The organism is Granulicella arctica (assembly GCF_025685605.1).
Lineage (GTDB): Bacteria > Acidobacteriota > Terriglobia > Terriglobales > Acidobacteriaceae > Edaphobacter > Edaphobacter arcticus.
In genome coordinates this window covers 857,731-879,900 of sequence record NZ_JAGTUT010000001.1, presented here as the reverse complement: position 1 = coordinate 879,900, position 22,170 = coordinate 857,731, and the positions used below count along the sequence as shown (strand labels likewise).

The window sequence follows — 22,170 nt, the reverse complement described above, 5'->3', positions numbered from 1 at the left end:
CAGTCCTGTAACACTGCGTTTGCAATTCTCCCCTAGAGTTGGGGGCACGCACTCATCTCGATACTTAGGCGATTTCATTTATGGCTACTCCTGTTTTGACTCCTACCGGCTCGTTATTGGACGAGAAACTCAAAAAATCTTCTCCCGGAAAGATTGGCGGCATTGTTTTCGGCATCATGCTCCTTGGCGGACTGGTGTATATCGGCATGAAGCTTTCGAAGGATCTCGCGGTTGTTCACAACGCCTCGATCTTCCCGTTTGTTTTATTAGGTTTGGCGCTGTTCATTGCCCTTGGCTTCGAGTTTGTGAACGGCTTCCACGATACTGCCAATGCAGTTGCGACGGTGATCTACACGCATTCGCTTGAGCCGCATATTGCCGTGGTCTGGTCCGGTCTGTGGAACTTTATCGGTGTACTGACGAGTTCGGGAGCGGTGGCATTCTCGATTATTTCGTTGCTTCCGGTGGAGTTGATCCTGAAGGTCAGCAAGGGGTCGGGCTTCTCGATGGTGTTTGCGCTGCTTGTTGCGGCGATTCTCTGGAATCTCGCTACGTGGTGGCGCGGTCTTCCGGCCTCCAGTTCACACACGATGATCGGTTCAATCCTCGGCGTGGGTATCGCAAACCAACTGATGCAGGGTAACTCCGGCACGGCTGGGGTGGACTGGGAGCAGGTCACAAAGGTGTTCAAGGCGCTACTGATCTCGCCGGTTGTGGGCTTTGTACTAGCGGCATTGGTGTTCCTGCTGTTCAAGCTTGTAGCTAAGGATCCTCGTCTGTATAAGGCTCCCGAGGGAACCGCACCGCCACCGTTCTACATTCGCGCGCTGCTAGTGCTGACCTGCACAGGTGTAAGTTTTGCGCACGGTTCGAATGATGGGCAGAAGGGTATGGGCCTGATCATGCTGATCCTCGTCGGTACGGTACCGACGGCCTATGCACTGAATCACACGGTAAACGCTTCGCAGGTGCAGACATTTGCTGCTGTCTCGACACAGGTTGCCGGAGCGCTAGGAAACTATGTGGAGCCGGGTGCGACGCTGCAGGATGTGACGCCCGAGCTTGAGCACTTCATCAGCACGAAAAAGTACGAGCCTGGCGTGATGCTTGCCCTCCAGCAGGAGGTCACGGACATCCGCAACGAGGCGACCTCATACGGTGCGCTGAGCAACGTGCCAGCAAACATGCAGTCGAACGTGCGAAACCAGATGTATCTGACGAGCGAGACGCTTCGCCTGATGCCAAAGCTTGGGCCGAAGATGAACGATGGCGACATCAAGATCATTTCGAACTACAAGGGCTTCCTGGATAAATCGACCAAGTTCATTCCAACCTGGGTGAAGGTGGCGGTTGCGCTGGCGCTCGGCCTTGGAACGATGGTTGGTTGGAAGCGCATCGTAGTGACGGTCGGCGAGAAGATCGGCAAGACGCACCTTACGTATGCGCAGGGCGCCTCGGCGGAGCTGGTCGCGATGGTAACGATCCTCGCTGCCGATGGCTATGGATTGCCGGTGAGTACGACGCACGTGCTCTCCTCAGGTGTCGCCGGAACGATGGCGGCAAATCGAAGCGGGTTGCAGATGTCGACGCTAAGGGACATCGCTCTGGCGTGGGTGTTCACGCTACCAGTAGCGGCGCTGCTCTCTGGCTGCCTATTCTGGCTATTCAACATGATCGCTAAGTAGGCATCTCAACTGTATGACCCAAGGCTGCCCTCTCGGGCGGCTTTTCGGCTTTTAAGGCTGACTGCATAGCTTATTTGGGGTATAGCTGCGCCATTTCTCCGTTTTGCAGACCGTATCTACACCGGCTTTAACTTTTGTAGCACTTAAGAATGAAATTATATTACCTTAGTAACATAATAGTTTCATTTGAACATTTGTAGCCGGGGTGATCCATGCAAGACGCTTCAGCACTTTGGCCACCCTCCATGAGAACGCAAGCTGTGCCCCGAGGTAGTGCTTTGCTGAGCGTCAGCAAAGTCATCGTGGTTCTGCTTCTCTCAGCTTTAGGAGCGATCAGCTCAATATGTGCCGGCGCGGCTGTTGTCTATTACAAGACGCAGCATCTGATCGACGCGCGCGATTGGATTGATCACACGGAGACCGTTCTCGCGGCGCTACAGTCGCAGAATACGCGCCTTGAGCGGATTGACAACAACCTGCAACTCTATAAAGTAACCGGTGATGAGAGCTATCTGAGGTCTGCTCACACCGCAGTAGCAGCGTTGGAGGTTGGGCTACTTCGGCTCAGAGAACTCGTTAAGGACAACCCCTCACAGGCTCATCATGTGGAAGAGCAGGAACAGGCGATCGAGGTGCTCTCTCGGTCCATCGATACTGCGGCGGCAATGCGAAAGATGCCTGAGCAGGCACAGCGTGCGTGCCAGGGTATCGTGAGTGTGATGTTGGAGGAGGAGAGGCAGTTGGAGCGGCAACGCACCGCAGAGTCGCACGTGAGTCTGTCGCAGAGTCTCTTTTCAGGCATCGGATATCTTGTGTTTTCGATCCTTGTTATCTGCGTCCTCTTCGGGTTTCTGCTGCGCGATGCAGTTCAGCGAAGGGATACGAGACGATCCTTTCATTGGCAAACATGGAGCTGGCCGCGACGATTGAGGAGCAGGCGAAGAGTTCGCGAGAGGCTGCATTGCTGGTCAATGCGCGAGACGAACTACAGTTGTGCGTCTCGCTTCGGCAGGCTCATCAGTCGATTGTGCGTCACTTTGAAGCGCTGCTTCCGGGAACGCGAGGAGCGACGCTGACCATCAATAATTCACGGCGGATGGTCGAGATTGCGGAGACCTGGAATTGTCCCGAGAAGCTGTCCGATGGCTTTGAGCTGGACGCCTGTTGTGGCTTGAGGGCGGGACGAGTACGGTGGAGAAATCCTGGTCTTTCCGAGGTGAACTGCACGCATTTCCAAGGCGAAGCGCCGGAGAGCTACTTGTGTATGCCGCTTGCAGCGCATGGCGAGACACTTGGGTTTGTGTATGCGGAATGCCCGTCCCCCGAAATGGCCGCGCAGGCTGAACAGAAGGTGTCCCTGTTGAACGAGATGGTGGAACTCGCATCCATGTCGATTGCGAGCCTTAATTTGAAGGCGAAGCTCGAGAATCAATCAATTCGCGATGGGCTTACGAATCTCTTCAATCGGCGTTTTATGGAAAGCGCTCTCGAACGTGAGCTGCATCGCGCGGCACGACAGAAGACGAGTCTCGCGCTAATGATCGTTGATGTTGACCATTTTAAAATGTTCAATGATACGTTCGGTCACGAGGCGGGAGACGCTGTGCTGCGTGAAGCTGCAGAGTGTCTCAGAAATTCGGCCCGAGCCGAGGATATTGTTTGTCGATTTGGAGGCGAGGAGTTCGTGATTATCCTGCCGGAGATCGCCAAAGAGGTTGCGTTGGAGCGCGCTGAACTATTCCGTAAAAAGGTGAGCGGTATCCAGATGCACTTTCGCGGCGATCCGCTCCGCAAAATCAGCATCTCGATCGGTTTGAGCATGTACCCTGAAACGGCTGCACGTGGTGAAGACCTGATCCGTGAGGCAGACCAGGCACTTTATCAGGCGAAGGCGCTCGGACGCAATCGAGTGCAGTTGAGCAAGGAGCTTTCAGAGGCGAGCTTAGCAGAGGCGTAGGGCACCCGCCACGGCTGCCCGGTATCTGATTTCGGGGTGCGGCGGGTGTGGGTCATGGAGGACGTTGCTATGCTTAGGGGAACGCCGTCGACACTACGATTCTGAAAGTAAAGCCTTGAGCCTGAAAGCAAAGATCGAAGCCGTTATTTACGCCTCTGAAGAGCCAGTAACCCTCGTTCAACTAGCCGGTCTGCTGGGACATGAGGCCCAGGCTGAACTGGACCATCATGATTCGGCCCAGCGCAGGTTGTTGCTAGACGATCCCGAAGAGATCGACACACCTGCCGATGCAGATGAGCTGAATAGCGAGGTGCTGTCAGCAGCCGAGGAGGTTGACGAAGCGGCGGCGGAGCCTTCTTCTTCTGAAGCCGAGCTGGCTGTCGCCACTGCCGGAGAGCATGAAGCCGGCGCCGGACTTTCTTACGAAAAGGCTGAGGAGAAAAAGGCGGTGCGTGAAGAGAAGGCGCGGGCGATTCGACTGCGCGACTACTTCCGGAGTCTGCTCGACCAGTTGATCAGTGACTACGCGCATGGGGATCGCGGGCTTGAAATTCGCGAGGTGGCCGGTGGGTACAGGCTGGCTACCAAGCCGGAGTATCACGATGCGGTGCGCGGCTTTGTGAAGTCGCTGAAGCCTCCGTTGAAGCTGACTCTGCAGGCGCTCGAGACGTTGGCGGTGGTCGCGTACAAGCAGCCAGTGACGTCACCGGAGATCTCAGAGATTCGCGGGGTGGACTCGGGCGGTGTGCTCGGGTCGCTGATGGCGCGCAAGCTGATTACGACTGCGGGTCGGAAACAGGTGATTGGGCGTCCGATTCTTTACAAGACTACAAGGGACTTCCTGCTGCGCTTCGGATTGAAGGACATCAACGAGCTTCCAAGCATCGAAGAGTTTGAAAAGATGGCTGGCGAGCTTGCTGACGTCGAGCCAGTCCAGGAGGAGATACCCATGGCGGATATGCCACGATCCAGCACAGAGAGCATTACGGGCGGGAACCTCGAGGAGGAGCGCGAGGCTACCGAGCCTCAGGCGGATGGCGACAGCACGGATGTCGATACTGTTCCGGTCGACGGACGACTGGCCGGACTTCCGCCTAGTTACGACGAGGCGGATGATCCTTCGGCACGTGAGGCTGAGCAGCAGTCGGATGAAGCCGAAGAGGAGAGCCGATGACCGATCAGCATACGCCGCTCGACCCTGAGAGCACTCCACGCGATACCCCGGACTCTCCGCAGGATGAGCAGCCAGACACGGTAGCGACGCCCGAGGGTGACAACGAATACGCTCCTGATCAACCGTTGAAGCCTGCGCCGGAAGGGCTGCAGCGCACGCCGGCAATCGACACGAACAAGGTTTAAGTCTGGAAAGCGCAGCCAGGCGGCTACAATGGAGTTAAATCTCCGGTAGCCGTTTGGCTGCCGCATGTTGTATGACCGCGATGAGCAACTCCGCAGTCGGAAAGCCAGGAATATGACCACGAAGCATACCTCTCCCACCCCTCAAGACGCTGAACCAAAAGGCGACCGCCTCCAGAAGATCCTTGCGCAGGCTGGCATTGCAAGCCGCCGCAAGGCTGAGGAGATCATCCTTGAAGGCCGTGTGAAGGTGAACGGCACCGTCGTGAATACACTCGGTACGCGGCATGATGCTTCGCGTGACCACATCCGCGTAGACGGCAAACTGCTTGCGGGGCCGGAGCAGCAGCGGTATTACATGCTCAACAAGCCGCGCGGCTATGTGACGACTCTGGACGATCCTGAGAAGCGTCCGACGGTGATGCAGCTGATGGCGAAGCAGAAGTCCGGGCCGCATGGTGACAACGTTCGGCTTTACCCTGTGGGCCGGCTCGATTACCTGAGTGAAGGCTTGTTGCTGATGACCAATGATGGCGCGCTGGCAAATGCGCTTTCGAAGGCTGCGGCTGGTGTCGAGAAGACCTACCTGGTGAAGGTGAGCGGGCAGCCTACGCCTGAGAGTGTGGACCAGATTCGGCGCGGGATCATGATTGATCGCGGCCGCCTGGATGAGATTCGGTCGGGGCGACGGGACAGGGTTATTACGGCTCCAGCGCAGGTGGAGCTGGTGCGTGGTGGCGACAATCCCTGGTACCAACTGACGTTGACGGAGGGCCGGAATCGCCAACTTCGCAAGATGTTTGAAGAGATCGGCCATCACGTTGAGAAGATCCGGCGCATTGGCTACGGAGCGCTTCGACTTGATGTGCCGCCGGGTGAGTTCCGCGAACTGACCTTGGGCGAGGTGATGGCTCTTGACCGAGCCGCGAAGGGTAAGAAGGTCGTTCCCAAGGCAAAGCTGCCCGAGTTTGCCCAGTTGAAGGCACCTGTGAAGAAGACACGCTCTGGAAAGCCGCGTCGTCAGCCGACCGGTGGGAAAGCCCCCCGACGCGCTTGAGCAGGTGAAGAATCAACTTTTTTCGCGATGCTTTGCTAACGTTTACTGCCCTCAAATTTAGGTTCTGGGAAGGCTTGACGATGGTGTGAACGTGCGCCCAGAATACCTCTGGCAATTCATAGACTCGTCGATGACAAACCATATCGGCGAGCATCCAATGAGGTGTAAAGGAGTTTTCACCGTGGCAATTGAAAAGGCAACATTTGGAGCAGGTTGTTTCTGGGGCGTTGAGGCCCGATTCAACGAATTGACGGGCGTGCTCGATACCGCCGCTGGTTATGAAGGCGGCAACATGGAGCACCCTACGTACAAGGAAGTGTGTACGGACCGCACCGGTCACGCGGAGGTTGTGGATGTGACGTTTGACCCATCGCGACTCTCGTATGACACGCTGCTGGATGCGTTCTTCTCGCTGCATGATCCGACGCAATTGAACCGGCAGGGCCCTGACTTTGGGACGCAGTATCGCAGCGTGATCTTTGCCCACTCCGAGGAGCAGGTGGCTAAGGCTAAGGCAAAGATCATGGAGCTGAATGCAGCGGGTAGCTTCCGGAAGCCGATTGCTACGCAGGTCGTTCCGGCAACGATCTTCTGGAAGGCTGAGGAATATCACCAGCGGTATCTGGAGAAGCGCGGTATGGTGAGCTGCCATATCTAGATTCTTCAGCCTTAGGGTGCACTAAGTCGTTTTGATGCATAGACTTAGGATATAAAATCAGTAAGAATGTCAATGTGGATCGCGAGGGTGTCTATTCCCTTGCGGTCCACTTTGCTTTTGGCCCGTGCGTACAAGGCAGAGGTGAAGTTTTATTTTTTCTCCAGAGGTCCAAAGTCTTCATAATAAGTGGCTTAGGTCTGGACTTGGATCAGTGGTGCAGGCACGCGGTTGCGAGTGGTGGTGGTGGCCCGGGCTGAGATTTGTCAAGTTCCCGAGGGTGGTTTGACTGGTGTCTACTTCGAGGAACCTCTGATCAGGTTGCGGACCAGAGATGTACCTCAGCGGCTAAAGCCCATGCACTTAACGAGGCAAGACCTCATCAGAGGTGACTTCATGAAGCGTTCCTGCAGTGACTGTGCGCTTGAGGTTCAGGGGGTGTTTGAGTTGCTTCTGGGGAGGTGGGGGGTGATCTTGCGGAAGACGAATTCCTGGATCACGTTCCCTACGGCGTCGCCGACTATGCCGAGGACGCCATTTTCGATGGTGAGGCTGGCTCCGTTACGGTCGGCGGCTGGGTAGTAGAGATTGGAGATTCCTCCGGCGGCCAGATCGCCGAGGATGCTGGAGTAGTTTGGCTGCCACTTGCCGTTGTCGCCGCGGCAGATGACAGCGGCGGCGAGGGCGTATCCGGCGCGTTTTGGGATGCTGCCGCGGCCAAGGTAGAAGTAGCGGGGATCCTGGTGGAGGAGGGAAGGTAGGATTGCGCCGCCTAGAAAGTTGCCGGTGACGGTGTCGGCGAAGGCTGCGCCGTAGCGTTTGCCGTATCCCTGGGCCCCCTGACCATAGCCGCTGAAGTCGTTTTGGGCCTGCTGGACTCCAGCAACTGCTCCGTTGACGATGAGGGTTGCCGGATCGAGGGTGGTGCGCCAAGCCAGTTCGAACTTCTGCTTCGAGCTAAGTGGGGCGGCATGCCAGTCGTAGGTGACGAAGAAGTTGGGGAGGAAGCCGGCGAGGCGTTGTTGCTCCTCGGCTTTGACCTCGACGATGGCGAGGTCGTGTTGGGAGAGGGTGACTTCCACGTCGACGTTGGTGGCGGCGGTCAGTTCGATGAGTGGAACTTCGTAGGGCTTGTCGGGCTGGAGGGTGCCTGTGATGAGTTTGGTGGCGAAGCCTTCGGAGGCGATGGTGAGCTTGAACTCTCCCGAGGCGATGGCGTCGAAGCTAAAGCTCCCGTCGGCTGCGGAGACGGTTTTCAGGACGGGTGCGGAGGTGATGGAAAGTGTGATGTGAGCGCCTTCGATAACGGCGCCATCAAGATCTGTGACGGTTCCGCTGACGACGCCTGCCCTGGTTTCAAGCGAGGATCGTTCTGCCTGCAGGGCGGATGAGGGCGACTGGCCTGGGGCGATGAAGGGCGTCGAGAGGAAGAGGAGAACGACCGCGAGTCGAAGAGAACCAGGCGGGAGTCGTCCGTACATCAAATACATAGCACCGTCCGGGTGTAGCTTCTTCGACTCTGGGGATGATCAAATGTCAGCGTGCACACTTCGTCCTGAGGCTGGTGTCCCTATCGAGGTGAACCCGGTTTTGATGAAGACGTTGTGAAACTATTTCTTTTTACTTGTCACCTATGCTATTATTTTGTTGTGCTCAGGTAACACTGACACGGGCATCGCAGGCAAAGACTTGGAATGGATTTTGAGTCTGGCCAGAGACTGCGATTCGCCTTAACCGTCGCATACCTTCAATATTTAGAAGTCGCGCTGGTTGCTCTGGCTGGAGGTCTGTCATCGGACAGATTTCGCCGTGCAGCAGCAGCGCTTCGGTTTTACACCAGCAATGCTGACTCAACAAATCCATGGTGCCTCGGCATCCCTGCGCCCCTACGTTCTTATGGACGGCAGCACTTTTCACGATATCTAAGGAAAAACCTTGACCACTGCAACTCTCGAACCGCAGCAGCCTGTAGCACAGCTCGACAATGTAATGGAAACACCCACGGGCATGACCCTCGTCAAAGATGTTCAGTTCAATGACTTCAAGATCTCTGATTCCTTAAAAAGCCGCCTTGCGGCTGCAGGATTTGTGCTGCCGACCCCGGTACAGGCAAAGGCGATTCCGCCGGCGCTTGAGGGTTCGGACATTCTTGCTACCGCCTCAACCGGCACCGGCAAGACGCTCAGCTTTTTGATCCCGATGATCGAGCGCATGGATGCGACTTCGGTTCCGAGCACGCGCGGCAAGCGCGGCCCGATCCGTTCGCTAATCCTGCTGCCAACGCGTGAGCTTGCGATGCAGGTTCTTGAAGCGTACGGCAAGCTTGTCCCCGGCTCGCGTGGCGATGCGGTTCTGGTGTGCGGCGGTCTCTCTGAGAACACGCAGCTTGACCAGCTTGAGCGCGGTCCTCGCCTTGTTGTGGCGACGCCTGGCCGTCTCGAAGACTTCCTCCGCCGCCGTTCGGTGAACCTTTCCAGCGTGGAGATGTTCGTTCTGGACGAGGTGGATCGGATGCTCGATATGGGCTTCCTTCCGGCGATTCGCCGCATTGTGGGCGCTATCCCGAAGACACGCCAGACGATGTGCTACTCGGCTACGCTCGACGCGAACATTCGCGAGATCGTTCGCGACTACGTCAGCAACCCGGTTCGGGTGGAGATTGGTACGACGTCGAAGCCTTCGGATCGTGTTGAGCTTCGCGTCTACACGGTGATGCAGGACCAGAAGCTTGGCTTGCTCGACCAGATGCTTCGCACTGAAGAGGGTACGTTCCTCGTCTTCTCGCGCACCAAGCATGGCGCAGACCGCGTCGCGAAGAAGCTTGAGAAGCTTGGCCATGATGCGGATGTGATCCATGGCGATCGCTCGCAGTCGCAGCGGACGGCGGCTCTGAAGGGCTTCGCCAACGGCAAGCACCGCGTCCTCGTGGCGACGGATGTGGCGGCTCGCGGTATCGATGTGAATGATATTGCTCACGTGGTGAACTACGATCTGCCGAATGCTTCGGACGACTTTGTCCACCGGATTGGCCGTACGGGCCGCGCCGGCAAGAAGGGTGTAGCGACGACGTTCGTGATGCCGCAGGAGCGCGGCGATGCACGGAAGCTCGAGCGTGAATTGAAGATCAAGTTTGAATGGCGCGAAGCCGATAAGAACCTTGAGAAGGAAGAGCGCAACAAGCCTCTCGATCTCAGCCAGAGCAACGATCTTACGTCGCTTGAGACGCGGTCCTGGAAGGGCAATGAGCCGGTCTCTCCGATGACTCCGAATGCGCCGTTCCGTTCCGCGGGTGCAGGAGCCGGTGGCTTCCGCAATCGTAGCGGCAATGGTGGTGGCGGCGGATTTGCCGGCGGACGAAACTCCGGCGGACGTCCGGGTTCGAATGGGCGCGCCAGCAGCAATCGTCCCGGTAGCAGCCGCTCGGGCCCAGCCCGTCGCGGTCAGTAACTCGATACTTACTTGCTCCGCCCAGCGCGCCAACCAGCCGCCGGGCGGAGTGAATGGTTTTATGGACCTGATCTATCTGTACAGCATCCAATAAGTGTTTCCGCATTCGAAATACCCGTTGACGCATCACCAGGAACGCCGCGCCATTCATCGCGCCGCAACATCCAGCCCTATAAACTAGGAAAAATCCCATGATCTCTGTCTCTAATGTCACGATGCGCTATGGCTCGAAGCTCCTGTTCGAGGATGTTTCGGTTACGTTTACAACGGGTCGCCGCTATGGCCTGACCGGGCCGAATGGTGCCGGTAAATCTACGTTTATGAAGTGTTTGACTGGCGAGATCGATCCGCAGAAGGGAACTGTGGTGCGTCCGAAGAAGATCGGCGTGCTGTCGCAGGACCAGTATGCGTTCGACGCGTATCGCGTGATCGATACGGTCATTATGGGCAATAAGGCTCTCTGGGCTGCGATGGAAGAGCGCGAAATCATCTACAACAAGCCTGAGATGACGGACGAGGACGGCAGCCGATTGGGCGAGCTTGAGGGCGTCGTCGGCGACGAGGATGGCTACGAGGCCGAGTCAAACGCGGCGGTGCTGCTGCAGGGGCTTGATATTCCGGATGAACTGCACGAGCGCAAGATGGCGGAGTTGCAGGGCGGCCAGAAGGTTCGCGTGCTGCTGGCGCAGGCGCTGTTCGGTAATCCGCAGGGACTGCTGCTGGATGAGCCTACGAACTCGCTTGACCTTGAGTCAATCCACTGGCTGCAGGACTTCCTGGTTCGCTATAACGGGACGGTTATCACGATCTCGCATGATCGCCACTTTTTGAATAACGTCTGCACGCATATCGCGGATATCGATTACGAGACGATCATCACGTACAACGGCGGGTATGACGACATGGTGTTCCAGAAGACTAGCGTCCGTACGCGCATTGAGAGCCAGAACGAGCAGCGTGAGAAGAAGATTGCGCAGTTGAACGACTTCATCGCGCGGTTCTCGGCGGGTACACGTTCGAGCCAGGTGAACTCACGTAAGAAGGAGGTCGAGCGGCTGGCGACTTCGGAGCTTGCGCGGTCGAACATTGCGCGCCCGTTTATCAGCTTCAAGATGGAGCGTCCTTCGGGCAAGACGGTGGTTGAGTTTGAGCAGGTGAACAAGACGTATGAGCAGAAGGACGGCAAGCTCGAGCACGTGATCAAGAGCTTCTCGGCTGCGGTCAATCGGGGCGATAAGGTCATCCTGATGGGGCGCAACGGCCAGGGAAAGACGACGCTGCTGAAGGCTCTGCTGGCGAATGGACCGGGGATCGAGGAGAAGGATGTTTCGATCGACTCGGGCACGGTCAAGTGGGGCCACGAGGTGTCGATTGGGTACTTCGCGCAGGACCATAAGGGCTCGATCCAGCTTGGGATGACGGCGAGCGACTGGCTGCACCAGTTCGATCCTTCGGCGACTAAGGAAGATATTCGCGGCATTCTTGGGCAGATGCTCTTCAAGGGTGAAGAGGGTTTGAAGAAGACCGATTCACTTTCTGGAGGAGAGGCTGCACGGTTGCTATTCTGCAAGATCATGCTGCAGAAGCCGAACGTGCTGGTGCTCGATGAACCTACGAACCACCTGGATCTTGAGAGCATCAATGCGCTGAACCAAGCGATCCAGAAGTATGAGGGAACGGTGTTTCTCGTGACGCATGACCAGGACTTGATCGAGGAGGCTGGGACGCGCATCTGGCACTTCGAGGGTGGGCCGACTGACTTCCACATTACGGACCACAAGGGACCGTATGAGGAGTATCAACAGCAGATGGCTATGTCCGCGAAGTAGTCATGATTTGTTGAGGCGCCTTGTGCCGCTCGTTGAACGAGTGGCATGGGGCGCTTTTTCGTTGATGGGTGCAGGGTGGCGGCTGCCAGATGACACCATGCGTCTGTATTATGGTGAGCGGCAGGATAGAAAATTATGGCGAAAGCGGAACCACAAAAAGCACAGGGTAAGAACGTTCTTGGTCAACCACTTGCAACCTGCGGTTGCGAGCCGATGACTGGGTATTATCGGACGGGTTGCTGCGAGACGGGCCCCGACGATCTGGGTGTTCACACCGTTTGCTGCATTGTGGATGAGCCATTTCTTGCCGCTTCGAAGGCTTTAGGCAATGATCTGTCTACGCCGCGTTCTTACTTTGCAGGGTTGAAGCCGGGTGACCGGTGGTGCGTGTGTGCGGCACGGTGGCTGCAGGTACAGCAGGCCGGAGCGGCGTGTCCGATCGTGCTGGAAGCGACGCATGAGGCTACTTTGAAGATTGTTCCCTTCGAACTGCTGATCCAATACGCTGTTATTCCCGACCAACTGCACTAGAATTCTGAGTTTTTTTCCATTCCTTAATCTTCATTGTGGAGACGAGGAAATGTGCGGATTTCCTGCATTTTTCTTTGTGTCTTACGAGAAGACGTACATTTCTATTGGAAGCTGTAGCTTCTGAGCGAGATGCAACAAAAACATAGGAATGGCGGACGAATCTCTGCTTGACATCGCTCCTGAAGTGAAAGAGCGTAGAGGAATAACAAAATTTATGTTCTGGCCGGACCTGAACGCGTGACCCTTTTGGCACGCAGTTCCATCTTCAATCCCGGTCAGGCCTCGTTCACTTCGCAAGTTTTGTGTCTCGGTGTTTGTATCCCAGGAGCTTCGCCTTTTATGACCTTGTCCAGTATTTCGAAACACCTGCTCTCTTTGACCGTTGCTTCTGCCTTTGTTCTCTCCACGGGCCTAACACTGCACGCGCAGACCTCCGGTGTCGGCAACATCACGGGCAACGTGACAGATGCGAGCGGCGCTGCCGTTCCGAATGCGCCAGTACTCGTGCTGGATACCGACACCGGTGTGTCACGGTCCATTACGACGAACTCGGACGGTTCCTACACGGCGAGCTTTCTTCAGCCGGGTCACTATGAGGTCACGCTGGGTGGCGGGACCTTCGGTAAGGTGGACCGCAAGAATCTAGTTCTCACCGTCGGACAGTTTCTGAGCGTCGATGCAGTGCTCCCTGCTGCGTCCGTTACGACTGAGGTTGTGGTGACAAGCCAGTCGCCTTTGATCGACACGGATAAGACGGAGGTTTCACAGACCGTCGACCAGACACTCATCTCGAATCTGCCGGTGAATGGGCGCAACTGGAGCGACTTCGTTCTGCTAACGCCGAACGTTGTTCAGGATGGCGGCACGGGCCTGGTCAGCTTCCATGGCATCAGCGGTTTGTACAACCAGAACTATGTGGACGGTGCGAACAACAACCAGATGCTGTTCTCCGAGGCTCGCGGTCGTTCGTCAGGCGCACCGTACGTGTATTCGCTCGATTCGATCAAGGAGTTTCAGGCTGAGACCTCGAACTACTCCGTAGAGTTCGGACAAGCGGTTGGTGGGCAGGTGAATGCGATCACCAAGTCTGGTACGAACGCGATTCACGGAGACCTCTTCTACTATCTGCGCTACCCGACACTGAATGCGCTTGATCCAGTGAGCAAGTACCAGGCGCTTCACGCGAATGGTAACCCGTTCCTGCTGACCCAGCCGATCCATCAGCAGCAGCAGTTCGGTGGCAGCGTCGGTGGTCCGATCATCAAGGATCGTCTCTTCTATTTCTTTACCTATGACGGCTTCCGTCGTGTGGGTCGCGCGCTTTACACCGATACGAATACTATTTCGCTGACGCCTTCAGGTCCGACGGCGAACACCAATATCATTACGCCGACCCAATGCCCGACGACGATCACTGCGGCACAGTGTCAGAGCGGCATCAATTTTCTGTTGACGACTGCGGGACTTACTTCGGCTCCGCCATCTCGCTTCAGCAAGGAAAATATCTTCTTTCCGCGGTTGGATTATCACATCAACAGCAAGAACGACGTTTTTGTGAACTACAACTTTGCGAACTTCGATAGCACCTACGGATATGCTCCGGCACCAACATTCAGTAACAGTTCGCCAAGCACCAACGGTCCTACGAGCTACCATGAGCGTTTTCTTGTTGCGGGTCTGACGACGCAGGTCTCTGGCCGTTCGGTCAACCAGGTTCACTTCCAGTATGGTCGCGATCTCGAGACTGCCGGTGCGAATGCTTCCGGACCGAGCGTTGCCATGGGAGCCGTTACGTACGGTATGCCGAACGCGCTGCCTCGTATTGCAGAGCCAGACGAGCATCGGACGCAGATCACCGATGTGTTTTCAACTGTGCATGGCCATCACTCCTTCAAGTTCGGTGGGGACGCCAACATCATCCATGAAGTGATGATTAATCTCTTCCAGGGTGGCGGCGTTTACGGATACAGCAGCGGTACGAACACGTCCAGCTTTCAAGGTTGGATTGCCGACTCGTTCCGTGGCCAGCCAGGCGATACCGATCCGTTTGCGGGCGCCCACTACAACACCTTCGTCCAGACGGTTGACCAGATCAACACGGGGAACAAGGCCGGGCTTGATGACTTCTGGTTCAAGATCTTCGACGGGTTCGCAGAGGACAGCTGGAAGGTTCGTCAAAACTTGACGGTGAACATCGGCGTTCGTTACGACATCCAATTGACACCGCCTCCGATCCAGAACAACACGAACTTCGCCCCGCTATCGACGACCTATAGCAGCACGATCAAGAACGTTACAAATCGCGTACAACCCCGCATCGGCTTCAGCTACTCGCCCCACCCAGGGACGGTCTTTCGTGGTGGCTACGGTCTCTACTCCGGCCTGAACCAAGGCAGCACGTACTATGCAATGCGGGTTGAGAATGGCGTTGTGCAGGTGAACTACAACTACCAGGGCTGCACCAATATCTGCACGGCTACGACAGCAGCGGCCGCCGGCCTGCTCTACCCCAATGTTCCCTTCTCGCCTACCGGCCCCCCGCTCTCGAGCGCACTCTTTCCGAGCGGCGGTACGGCACCTGCGGTTGCCGGTGCAGGCAAGCTTGGCACGCAGAGCTTCCATGGGCTCGATCCCAACTTCGTTCCGCCGCTCTCCCATGAGGCGGAGTTCGGGATGGAGCAGGCGCTTCCCGGCAAGATTTCGCTGGGCGTAGGATATGTTGGTTCGCGGTCGCTGCGGCTCCCGGTGTTTCTCGATGCCAACCTGATTGGGCAGACACCGCATGGTTCGCGCAGCTACAACGTGCTTGATGCATCGAACAATCTCGTCAAGCAGATCACGGTTCCGGTCTATATTCTTTCGGATCGCCGTGACTCACGACTCCAGTCCTATAACACCGGCTTCAGTGTGGCTAATGCCTGGTACAACTCGCTTGCTGTGACGGTACGGCGTCCCTTTGCCAACGGGCTGGAAGTTCTTGGTAACTACACTTGGGCGCGGGCAACGGACACCGACCAGGTACAGGGAGCGTTCGGAACGTTCTACGGTGGTAACACCGTTCTCGATCCGAACAATGTACGGGCGGAGAATGGTCTTTCGGACATCGATGTTCGCAATCGCTTCGTGCTGAGCCTGGTCTATCAGCCGCAGCTTTTCCATGACAATAAGTGGGCGAAGAACATCATTGATGGGTTCGTCTTCTCGGGTACGGAGACCGCTTCTGCGGGTCAGCCGATCGTCGCCGGCATGAGCGGCACCGTGTATAACGGCAGCGCAAGCAGCTACGGTTCGGCAGGCGGTATCTATGGCGGTGCGATCAGTTCCGGATCTGGCGCCGCAACGACCGGTCGGCCTCCCCAGATCGGACGTAACAGCATCGTTGGCCCCGGGTTCAACAATCTGGATTTTCGTGTCTCGCGCGATATCCCGATCCACGACAGCATTAAACTTCAGTTCATTGGAGAGGCATTCAACCTTGCCAACCATCGCATCATCACAAGCGTGAATTCGACTTACTCCACGTATGTCCCTGCGACTGCGACGTCCACCACCTGCAAGACGACGGCTGCCGCTCCAGCGGGATCTCCTGTACAGGGATGCATCACCCCCTTTACCGGCACGGGAACCGCGGCGTTCGACGCTGCTTCGGGCACGAACAATACCCTGTATGGACCACGTCAACTGCAGGTCTCGGCAAAGCTGTTCTTCTAATCAGCACTGCTAACCTGCAAACGGCTCCGGTTATCCGGAGCCGTTTGCTTTTGAGGAGGGGAATTATTTGGTGAGGGTGTCGGTCCTAGTTGAAGGAGATGTGGTGCGCCCGGCAGGAGTCGAACCTGCGACCTACAGCTTCGGAGGCTGCCGCTCTATCCAGCTGAGCTACAGGCGCGTAAGTTAAGCGTAGCATGACCACACCTGATTCGATATTGAAAGAGAGATCGCTTATGCTCCTCCGCTCGTTCGCCTCCTTTGCCTGTAGTCTCCTTGTGACCACCGCGTGTGTCGCCCAGATGGGTGAGATGAAAGCCGACCCCGCCAAGCCAATGCCGAGCCCTCCTGCGAAGGCTTCCGTGATGTTAAATGGCAAGTCCGTTACGATCGATTACAACACTCCTCATATGCGCGGGCGCAAGATCGTCGGCGGCCTGGTGCCGTACGGACAGGTTTGGCGGACGGGTGCCAATCCAGCGACTACTTTAAAGACTTCTACAAACCTGAAGATCGGTACGCTTGATGTTCCGGCGGGGACTTACACCATCTACTCCTTGCCGAACGCGGACAAGTGGCTGTTGATCGTGAACAAGCAGACCGGCCAGTGGGGTACGGAGTACAGCGAGGGGCAGGATCTTGGACGAACGCCGCTGACGGGCAAGGCGCTTAGCTCCCCTCAGGAGGTGATGTCGCTTAGCTTTGAGAACACTTCTGGTGCTTCGACGGAGCTGCACATTAAGTGGGAGAAGACGGACGAGTTTGTGAAGGTGACGGCACAGTAAAGGTCGGCGCGAGGAGCGGGTGCTCCTCGCGCCAACTGGAACTCAGACTGGAATTTGAGTTTTCGTGATGCTGTGTGCTTTTGCATCGGACTTCGCTATTTCTTCGCTTATGATGGGTGTGTGCTCTCCGGTATCGAGTATGGCTGCTATCTGGGCCGATCGAGGATGCAATGCTCTCTGAGACTGAGATAGGGACTGGATCGACAGAGAGCGTGGCGATGCGGAAGATCGTCCACGTCGACATGGATGCGTTCTATGCGTCGGTCGAGCAGCGGGATAATCCCGGATTGCGGGGACGGCCGGTCGTGGTGGCATGGCGGGGCAATCGGTCGGTGGTCTGCGCGGCTTCGTACGAGGCGCGCAAGTTTGGGGTGCGATCGGCAATGCCTGCAATCACAGCGGAACGGCTGTGCCCCGAGGCCGTTTTCGTTCCGCCGGACTTTACGCGCTACAAGGCTGTCTCCCGCGCGGTTCGGGAGATATTTCTGCGGCATACTGACCTTGTTGAGCCGCTATCGCTTGATGAGGCTTACCTGGATGTGACGGAGAACAAGACGGGGCTGCCTACGGCGACGCGGGTCGCCAAAACGATTCGGGAACAGATACGTGAGGAACTTCACTTGACCGCGTCCGCAGGGGTGGCGCCGAACAAGTTCCTTGCGAAGATTGCTTCTGACTGGCGGAAACCGGATGGATTGTTTGTGATTCAGCCGCAGGAGATCGAGGTGTTTCTTGCACCGTTGCTGGTGGGCCGGATACCGGGGGTAGGGAAGGTCACAGAGGCTCGGCTGAAGACAATTGGGATTGCGACGGTAGGGGATTTGCTGGTTCGCGATCAAGCCGCTCTTGAAGAGCATTTCGGACGGTATGGAAGAAGGCTGTACGAGCTTGCACGCGGTGTGGATCATCATCCCGTGGTTCCCGATAGAACCGCTAAATCGATATCAGCTGAGGATACGTTCGAGCGGGACATTCCGCTTACTGAGATGGATGAGGTCATTCTGCGGCTTGCAGAGAAGGTATGGGCGGCTTCGCGCAGGGACATGCGTGTGGCGAAGACAGTTGTGCTGAAGTTGAAGACGAGTGAGTTCAAGACGCTGACGCGCAGTCTCACACCGCTTGTTCCGCCAGAGACTTGGGAAGAGCTTGCTGCAATCGCTCTTTTGCTGCGAGAGCGTGTTAATGTTGCGGCGATGCAGCGATTCCGTCTTGTGGGTGTGGGGCTAAGTAACTTCCGTGAGACTACTGAATCACCATCGTCCATCTTTGGAGAGTTGTAGCGGTCTGTATGTTTTAAAACTTCTTTACAATATTTTTCGAGTTCACCCGTTAACACTTGTAGAAGCCCTGCAGAGATCGTTGCCGGGCGACGCACGGGAGCCGATGTTGAGCCAGGATTGGACGATCGCCGAGCAGGACCATTTTATTGCTGAGGCACTGAAGCGCGATGAACCGCGGCTCCGGAGCTTCATCGGCAAACGGGTCTTTGACGCGGGGGACGCCGAGGATGTGCTTCAGGATGTTTTCTATGAATTGATCCAGAGCTATCGGCTGCTGAAGCCAGTCGAGCAGGTGACAGCCTGGTTGTTTCGCGTCGCACGGAATCGGATTACTGATCTCTTCCGCCGGCAGAGTTCGGATTCACTCGATGCTTCACTCTCTGGCGGTCCGGACTCTGACACTCTTCTGGATCTGCTGCCCTCGGAGGATGGTGGGCCGGATGCTATCTACGCGCGCAACCTGATCTTCGAAGCGCTCGATGAGGCTCTCGAGGAACTGCCGAGTGAACAGCGTGAGGTGTTTATTGCACACGAGTTGCTTGGCCGAAGCTTCAAGGAACTTTCGGAGGAGAGCGGTGTGAGTGTGAACACGCTTCTCTCACGTAAGCGTTACGCCGTGTTGCATTTGAGGCGACGCCTGCAGCAACTCAATCGTGATTTTGTAAGTGAATAAGGAGTAGGTATGAACAAGTATCGTGTTGTAAAAGGTTTACGAATTGTCGCGATGGTTCTTGTCGCAGTGGTGGTTTTCGGCGAGATAGTGATGCGTCTTTGGAACTGGCTGATGCCTGCGCTCTTTGGCCTGAGAACGCTCAGCTTTGCGCAGGCTCTCGGTCTGCTGCTGCTGACAAAGATTCTCTTCGGGGGCTTTCATCGGCATTCTGGCGGTCGCAGATGGAAGCGGCATATGGACGAACGCTTTGCGACTATGACTCCGGAACAGCGCGAACGATTTCGATCGGGGATGCGTGGACGGGGTTGCGGGTTTGGCCCAGTAGAGCCCGGTTCCGAACAGACTGCGGTTTAATCTTCTCCAAGATCTCAGGAGTAGCTCAGATGACGCTAACGCCTTCACATGAATCTTCGCCCGAGTCCTCGATGACACTTGCCACTCTTCTGCAGGAGTTGCAGCGTGAGAACGCTCGCCTGCAACGGCTTGTGCTGGAGTTGCTCTACAAGAACCAGCAACTTCGTAGCGAGGCGTAACGTTGTTTACGTTCAGCCTCTAATGGAAGTCAGAACGTCTGGCGTAAGGGTGTGCCTTCTGTTGTAACTATTCAGCTGGCATTCACTCTAACTTGGAGTAACGGGCTCTGTTGGTTTAATTGCGGCTAGTTGCATGCGGTTCACGCAGACATTTCAGTTTGGGGTTTGAAGATTCTCTTCTCGGTTGACATTTCAGTGGTCATAGCTCGTCTTGCAACCCGTTTTTATGACGGAGCAAACCTGTGATTGCGGAGCCCGGGAACAGGAACGAGGAGCAATTGATAGCTTCCATTCTGGATGGGAGTACGGAGCTGTATCACGAACTTATCCGCCCTTATGAGCGCAGCGTTTACATGATGGCGCTCTCATTTATGAAGAACGACGCGGATGCGGAAGATGTTGCTCAGGAGGCGTTTCTCAAGGCGTATCGCAACCTGGCAAGCTTTCGCGCAGAGGCCAAATTCAGCACGTGGCTGATTAGCATTACGCTCAATGAGGCTCGCAGTCGACTGCGTCGTCAGGGTTCCATCCGCGTTGAATCGCTGGACGAGACACCGGAGAATGGCGGCCACGTCTCTCCGGCGCTGCTGCGCGATTGGCACGAGGTTCCGTCGGAGGCGCTGGAGCGTAAGGAAGTTCGGGAGATTCTGAAAACGGCAGTGACGACTTTGCCGGAGATCTATCGTCAGGTCTTCCTGCTGCGCGATGTTGAAGAACTCAGCGTGAAGGAGACGGCCGAAGCATTGACGATCAGTATAGGAACGGTGAAAGTTCGATTACACCGCGCACGCATGATGCTGCAGAAACAGTTGACGCCGCAGCTGAAGAGTATCAATCCAAAGAGGAGATGGATCCCATGGTTATAGAGTGTAAGCATGTTTGGGACTACATCTCTGACTATCTGGATGACACACTGCCGGAGGAGACGAAGGAGCTGGTGCAACGGCATCTGGAGCATTGCGAGATATGCTCGGCGATTCTCGATTCAACACGCAATATTTTGATTCTCACTGCGGACGAGCGAGTGTTTGAATTACCTGTTGGGTTCAGTGAGCGTCTGCATGCGCGATTGGACGAGGAGATGAACGAGCGGACCGGAGATCATCCTGAGAAACGGAGGAGCTAGGGAGCATTGTGAACGATACGATGGGTGATCCATTCTGCGGTGACGAGAATGAGGGTCACGATGGCCAAGGCTATTTGCACAAACTCCGCTCGTTTTTGCTTTGAGGTGACAGGCTTTGTTCGCCACTGTGCGGACGGACGTGCTCTGAGCGAACGGATGCGCCAAAGGACATAGAGGTTGATCACGGAACCGAGGATCGCGATGATCATCATGGGGATGCGTATAGCGTCGGCATGATAGCCGCTGGCTGGACGATTCAACCCTGCTGCAGCCGCAAGAGCGCTAAAGCCAATGACTACGCGGACGCCACTAATTGCCATCACTGCAGTGCAGGCGCTTTGCAGGAGGATGAAGAGGAAACTGGTCAACCCTATAAGCCAGGAGCTTGATTCTGGTACTGCTGCGGTGCTCTTTGCGGGTCCGTTCGGCAAGGTCTCGTCTCCAACTTCAAACTGATTTTACTTGCACCTGGTGCTGACGCGGTGACAGGTCGACACAGTCAGGCAGGAACCCAGCGAGTCCTCAGGGTTTCATGAGGTAAAGACGGATTGTTTTCGTGACCTGCTGACCTTGAACGATGGCTCCAGTGGTGTTGAAGTGCACGCTATCCTCATACTGGTCCGTGTGATGAGTCATGAGTTCGTGCTGATCGTCAATCGGAATGCCAGCGGCCTTGATCAGGCTTCCCGCTATGTCATTTCGAACTTCGATGCGGATGTTTGTTGGGCCGGGCTGTGTTTCGGATTTCACGGGAGTAATGCTTGCCCAGATGAGGTGTGCCTGTGGTGCGATGCCCCGCAGTGCGAAGAGGAATGACGGGAACGCTTGTTTGTACTCAGCTTCGGAGTAGGTCCATCCGTGCATCCCGTTGTTGAAGTGGACTATTTGGAAGTCGATGTGTTGCAGCGAGGCGAACTCGGCTAGCTGATGAGGAAGGCGAGGATCTCCTACAGAGGTAGATGTGGCAAAGAGGTAGACATTCGCCGCCTGGCTAAGCTCCCGCTGGACTTCTGGGTAGTAGTTCCTGGTGATTGAATCGCCGACGAGCAGCACGTTGGGCAGAGTTGGATTGACATGTGCCGGGCGTACTTCCCAAGTCCATTCAATCTCCTCGGGGCGAGAGGCTGGTAGTTGCTTCTCCTGCTGCGATCGAGCGAGAGGAGCAAAGAGGATGCAGGAAGAGGCAATTAGTGAAAGGAGTTTGTACGGCATCGACATGTGACTGCTCTCTTGATGTGCTTACGAGTTTCTCAACTGCCCTGACCATTCAAGAATATCCTTCCATCGGCGAAGGGACAGAATAGTGGCTGGTTATAGGTTGATGTATACCGGATTGCTCAGAAACCGCACTATTTCCATTATTCTCCCGGACGACGAAGCGAACCGAATGATGCGATTCGTCGCTTGGCCGATGGGACTGCACGGTTTGGTCGTCGCTCGTGAGAGGCATCGATGCCGATAGCATGGCGGCTGAGTTTGACCGTGCAGATGAAGCCGTAGGGCGCTCCCTGGTCAAATGGAATAGACTTGCCCGATAACTTGACTCAG

At 56.2% G+C, this 22,170-nt stretch carries 20 protein-coding genes, 1 tRNA gene and 1 pseudogene; 18 read left to right on the top strand and 4 right to left on the bottom strand.

Annotation, left to right across the window (positions count from 1 at the left end; translation table 11 throughout):
• Nucleotides 1-80 precede the first annotated feature (80 nt).
• The 7 genes and pseudogenes from OHL20_RS03565 (at nucleotide 81) to msrA (ending at nucleotide 6,713) form a co-directional block, all read left to right on the top strand.
• Nucleotides 81-1,685: an inorganic phosphate transporter gene (locus OHL20_RS03565; RefSeq protein WP_263381841.1), complete on the top strand. Its 1,605-nt coding sequence runs from the start codon at nucleotides 81-83 to the stop codon at nucleotides 1,683-1,685.
• Between the two features lie 212 nt (nucleotides 1,686-1,897).
• Nucleotides 1,898-2,356 (top strand): annotated as a pseudogene (locus tag OHL20_RS25135) (CHASE3 domain-containing protein); the annotation flags it as partial.
• 236 nt (nucleotides 2,357-2,592) lie between these two features.
• On the top strand, nucleotides 2,593-3,642 hold the full coding sequence (locus OHL20_RS03560; RefSeq protein ID WP_263384941.1) for a sensor domain-containing diguanylate cyclase: 1,050 nt from the start codon (nucleotides 2,593-2,595) through the stop codon (nucleotides 3,640-3,642).
• 115 nt (nucleotides 3,643-3,757) lie between these two features.
• Nucleotides 3,758-4,816 (top strand): SMC-Scp complex subunit ScpB, encoded by a 1,059-nt coding sequence (scpB, locus tag OHL20_RS03555; RefSeq protein WP_263381840.1) that lies wholly within the window; start codon nucleotides 3,758-3,760, stop codon nucleotides 4,814-4,816.
• A complete protein-coding gene (locus tag OHL20_RS03550) occupies nucleotides 4,813-5,001 on the top strand; it encodes a hypothetical protein (RefSeq protein WP_263381839.1) in 189 nt (62 codons plus the stop codon). Before scpB ends, OHL20_RS03550 begins: the two co-directional genes overlap by 4 nt.
• Nucleotides 5,002-5,113: 112 nt before the next feature.
• Nucleotides 5,114-6,055, top strand: coding sequence for a pseudouridine synthase (locus OHL20_RS03545; RefSeq protein WP_263381838.1), 942 nt, complete (start codon nucleotides 5,114-5,116; stop codon nucleotides 6,053-6,055).
• Nucleotides 6,056-6,236: 181 nt separating this feature from the next.
• The gene (msrA, locus tag OHL20_RS03540) at nucleotides 6,237-6,713 is read left to right on the top strand and encodes a peptide-methionine (S)-S-oxide reductase MsrA (RefSeq protein ID WP_263381837.1); all 477 of its coding nucleotides are present in this window, start codon (nucleotides 6,237-6,239) and stop codon (nucleotides 6,711-6,713) included.
• 428 nt (nucleotides 6,714-7,141) lie between these two features.
• Here msrA and OHL20_RS03535 read toward each other — a convergent pair whose 3' ends face one another.
• The gene (locus OHL20_RS03535) at nucleotides 7,142-8,200 is read right to left on the bottom strand and encodes a carboxypeptidase-like regulatory domain-containing protein (RefSeq protein ID WP_263381836.1); all 1,059 of its coding nucleotides are present in this window, start codon (nucleotides 8,198-8,200) and stop codon (nucleotides 7,142-7,144) included.
• 445 nt (nucleotides 8,201-8,645) lie between these two features.
• Here OHL20_RS03535 and OHL20_RS03530 point away from each other — a divergent pair, with 445 nt between their 5' ends.
• The 4 genes from OHL20_RS03530 (at nucleotide 8,646) to OHL20_RS03515 (ending at nucleotide 16,228) form a co-directional block, all read left to right on the top strand.
• A complete protein-coding gene (locus tag OHL20_RS03530) occupies nucleotides 8,646-10,157 on the top strand; it encodes a DEAD/DEAH box helicase (protein ID WP_263381835.1) in 1,512 nt (503 codons plus the stop codon).
• 191 nt (nucleotides 10,158-10,348) lie between these two features.
• Complete coding sequence (locus OHL20_RS03525) at nucleotides 10,349-11,986, top strand: ABC-F family ATP-binding cassette domain-containing protein (protein ID WP_263381834.1); 1,638 nt, start codon at nucleotides 10,349-10,351, stop codon at nucleotides 11,984-11,986.
• A gap of 135 nt (nucleotides 11,987-12,121) precedes the next feature.
• A complete protein-coding gene (locus OHL20_RS03520) occupies nucleotides 12,122-12,517 on the top strand; it encodes a DUF2237 family protein (protein ID WP_263381833.1) in 396 nt (131 codons plus the stop codon).
• 339 nt (nucleotides 12,518-12,856) lie between these two features.
• Nucleotides 12,857-16,228, top strand: coding sequence for a TonB-dependent receptor (locus OHL20_RS03515; RefSeq protein ID WP_263381832.1), 3,372 nt, complete (start codon nucleotides 12,857-12,859; stop codon nucleotides 16,226-16,228).
• A gap of 101 nt (nucleotides 16,229-16,329) precedes the next feature.
• Here the strand turns inward: OHL20_RS03515 and OHL20_RS03510 are convergent.
• Nucleotides 16,330-16,406, bottom strand: a tRNA-Arg gene (locus tag OHL20_RS03510).
• A gap of 55 nt (nucleotides 16,407-16,461) precedes the next feature.
• On the opposite strand from OHL20_RS03510, the gene OHL20_RS03505 reads away from it, so the two are divergent.
• The 7 genes from OHL20_RS03505 (at nucleotide 16,462) to OHL20_RS03475 (ending at nucleotide 20,622) form a co-directional block, all read left to right on the top strand.
• On the top strand, nucleotides 16,462-17,010 hold the full coding sequence (locus OHL20_RS03505) for a DUF2911 domain-containing protein (RefSeq protein WP_263381831.1): 549 nt from the start codon (nucleotides 16,462-16,464) through the stop codon (nucleotides 17,008-17,010).
• A gap of 170 nt (nucleotides 17,011-17,180) precedes the next feature.
• Nucleotides 17,181-18,290 (top strand): DNA polymerase IV, encoded by a 1,110-nt coding sequence (gene dinB / locus OHL20_RS03500; protein ID WP_263381830.1) that lies wholly within the window; start codon nucleotides 17,181-17,183, stop codon nucleotides 18,288-18,290.
• A 79-nt stretch (nucleotides 18,291-18,369) separates the two neighbouring features.
• Nucleotides 18,370-18,963 carry an RNA polymerase sigma factor gene (locus OHL20_RS03495; protein ID WP_263381829.1) on the top strand — a complete coding sequence of 198 codons (594 nt, stop codon included), beginning with the start codon at nucleotides 18,370-18,372 and terminating at the stop codon, nucleotides 18,961-18,963.
• Nucleotides 18,964-18,972: 9 nt separating this feature from the next.
• Nucleotides 18,973-19,317, top strand: coding sequence for a DUF3106 domain-containing protein (locus OHL20_RS03490; protein ID WP_263381828.1), 345 nt, complete (start codon nucleotides 18,973-18,975; stop codon nucleotides 19,315-19,317).
• A gap of 29 nt (nucleotides 19,318-19,346) precedes the next feature.
• Nucleotides 19,347-19,496, top strand: coding sequence for a hypothetical protein (locus OHL20_RS03485; protein ID WP_263381827.1), 150 nt, complete (start codon nucleotides 19,347-19,349; stop codon nucleotides 19,494-19,496).
• Between the two features lie 278 nt (nucleotides 19,497-19,774).
• A complete protein-coding gene (locus OHL20_RS03480; RefSeq protein ID WP_263381826.1) occupies nucleotides 19,775-20,362 on the top strand; it encodes a sigma-70 family RNA polymerase sigma factor in 588 nt (195 codons plus the stop codon).
• The gene (locus OHL20_RS03475; protein WP_263381825.1) at nucleotides 20,353-20,622 is read left to right on the top strand and encodes an anti-sigma factor family protein; all 270 of its coding nucleotides are present in this window, start codon (nucleotides 20,353-20,355) and stop codon (nucleotides 20,620-20,622) included. The genes OHL20_RS03480 and OHL20_RS03475 overlap by 10 nt, the downstream gene beginning before the upstream one ends.
• On the opposite strand, the gene OHL20_RS03470 is transcribed toward OHL20_RS03475, so the two are convergent.
• Nucleotides 20,619-21,053 carry a hypothetical protein gene (locus OHL20_RS03470; protein ID WP_263381824.1) on the bottom strand — a complete coding sequence of 145 codons (435 nt, stop codon included), beginning with the start codon at nucleotides 21,051-21,053 and terminating at the stop codon, nucleotides 20,619-20,621. The two genes, OHL20_RS03475 and OHL20_RS03470, sit on opposite strands and share 4 nt — an antisense overlap.
• A gap of 91 nt (nucleotides 21,054-21,144) precedes the next feature.
• Nucleotides 21,145-21,840, bottom strand: a complete 696-nt coding sequence (locus tag OHL20_RS03465; RefSeq protein ID WP_263381823.1) for an SGNH/GDSL hydrolase family protein — start codon at nucleotides 21,838-21,840, stop codon at nucleotides 21,145-21,147.
• Nucleotides 21,841-22,170 lie beyond the last annotated feature (330 nt).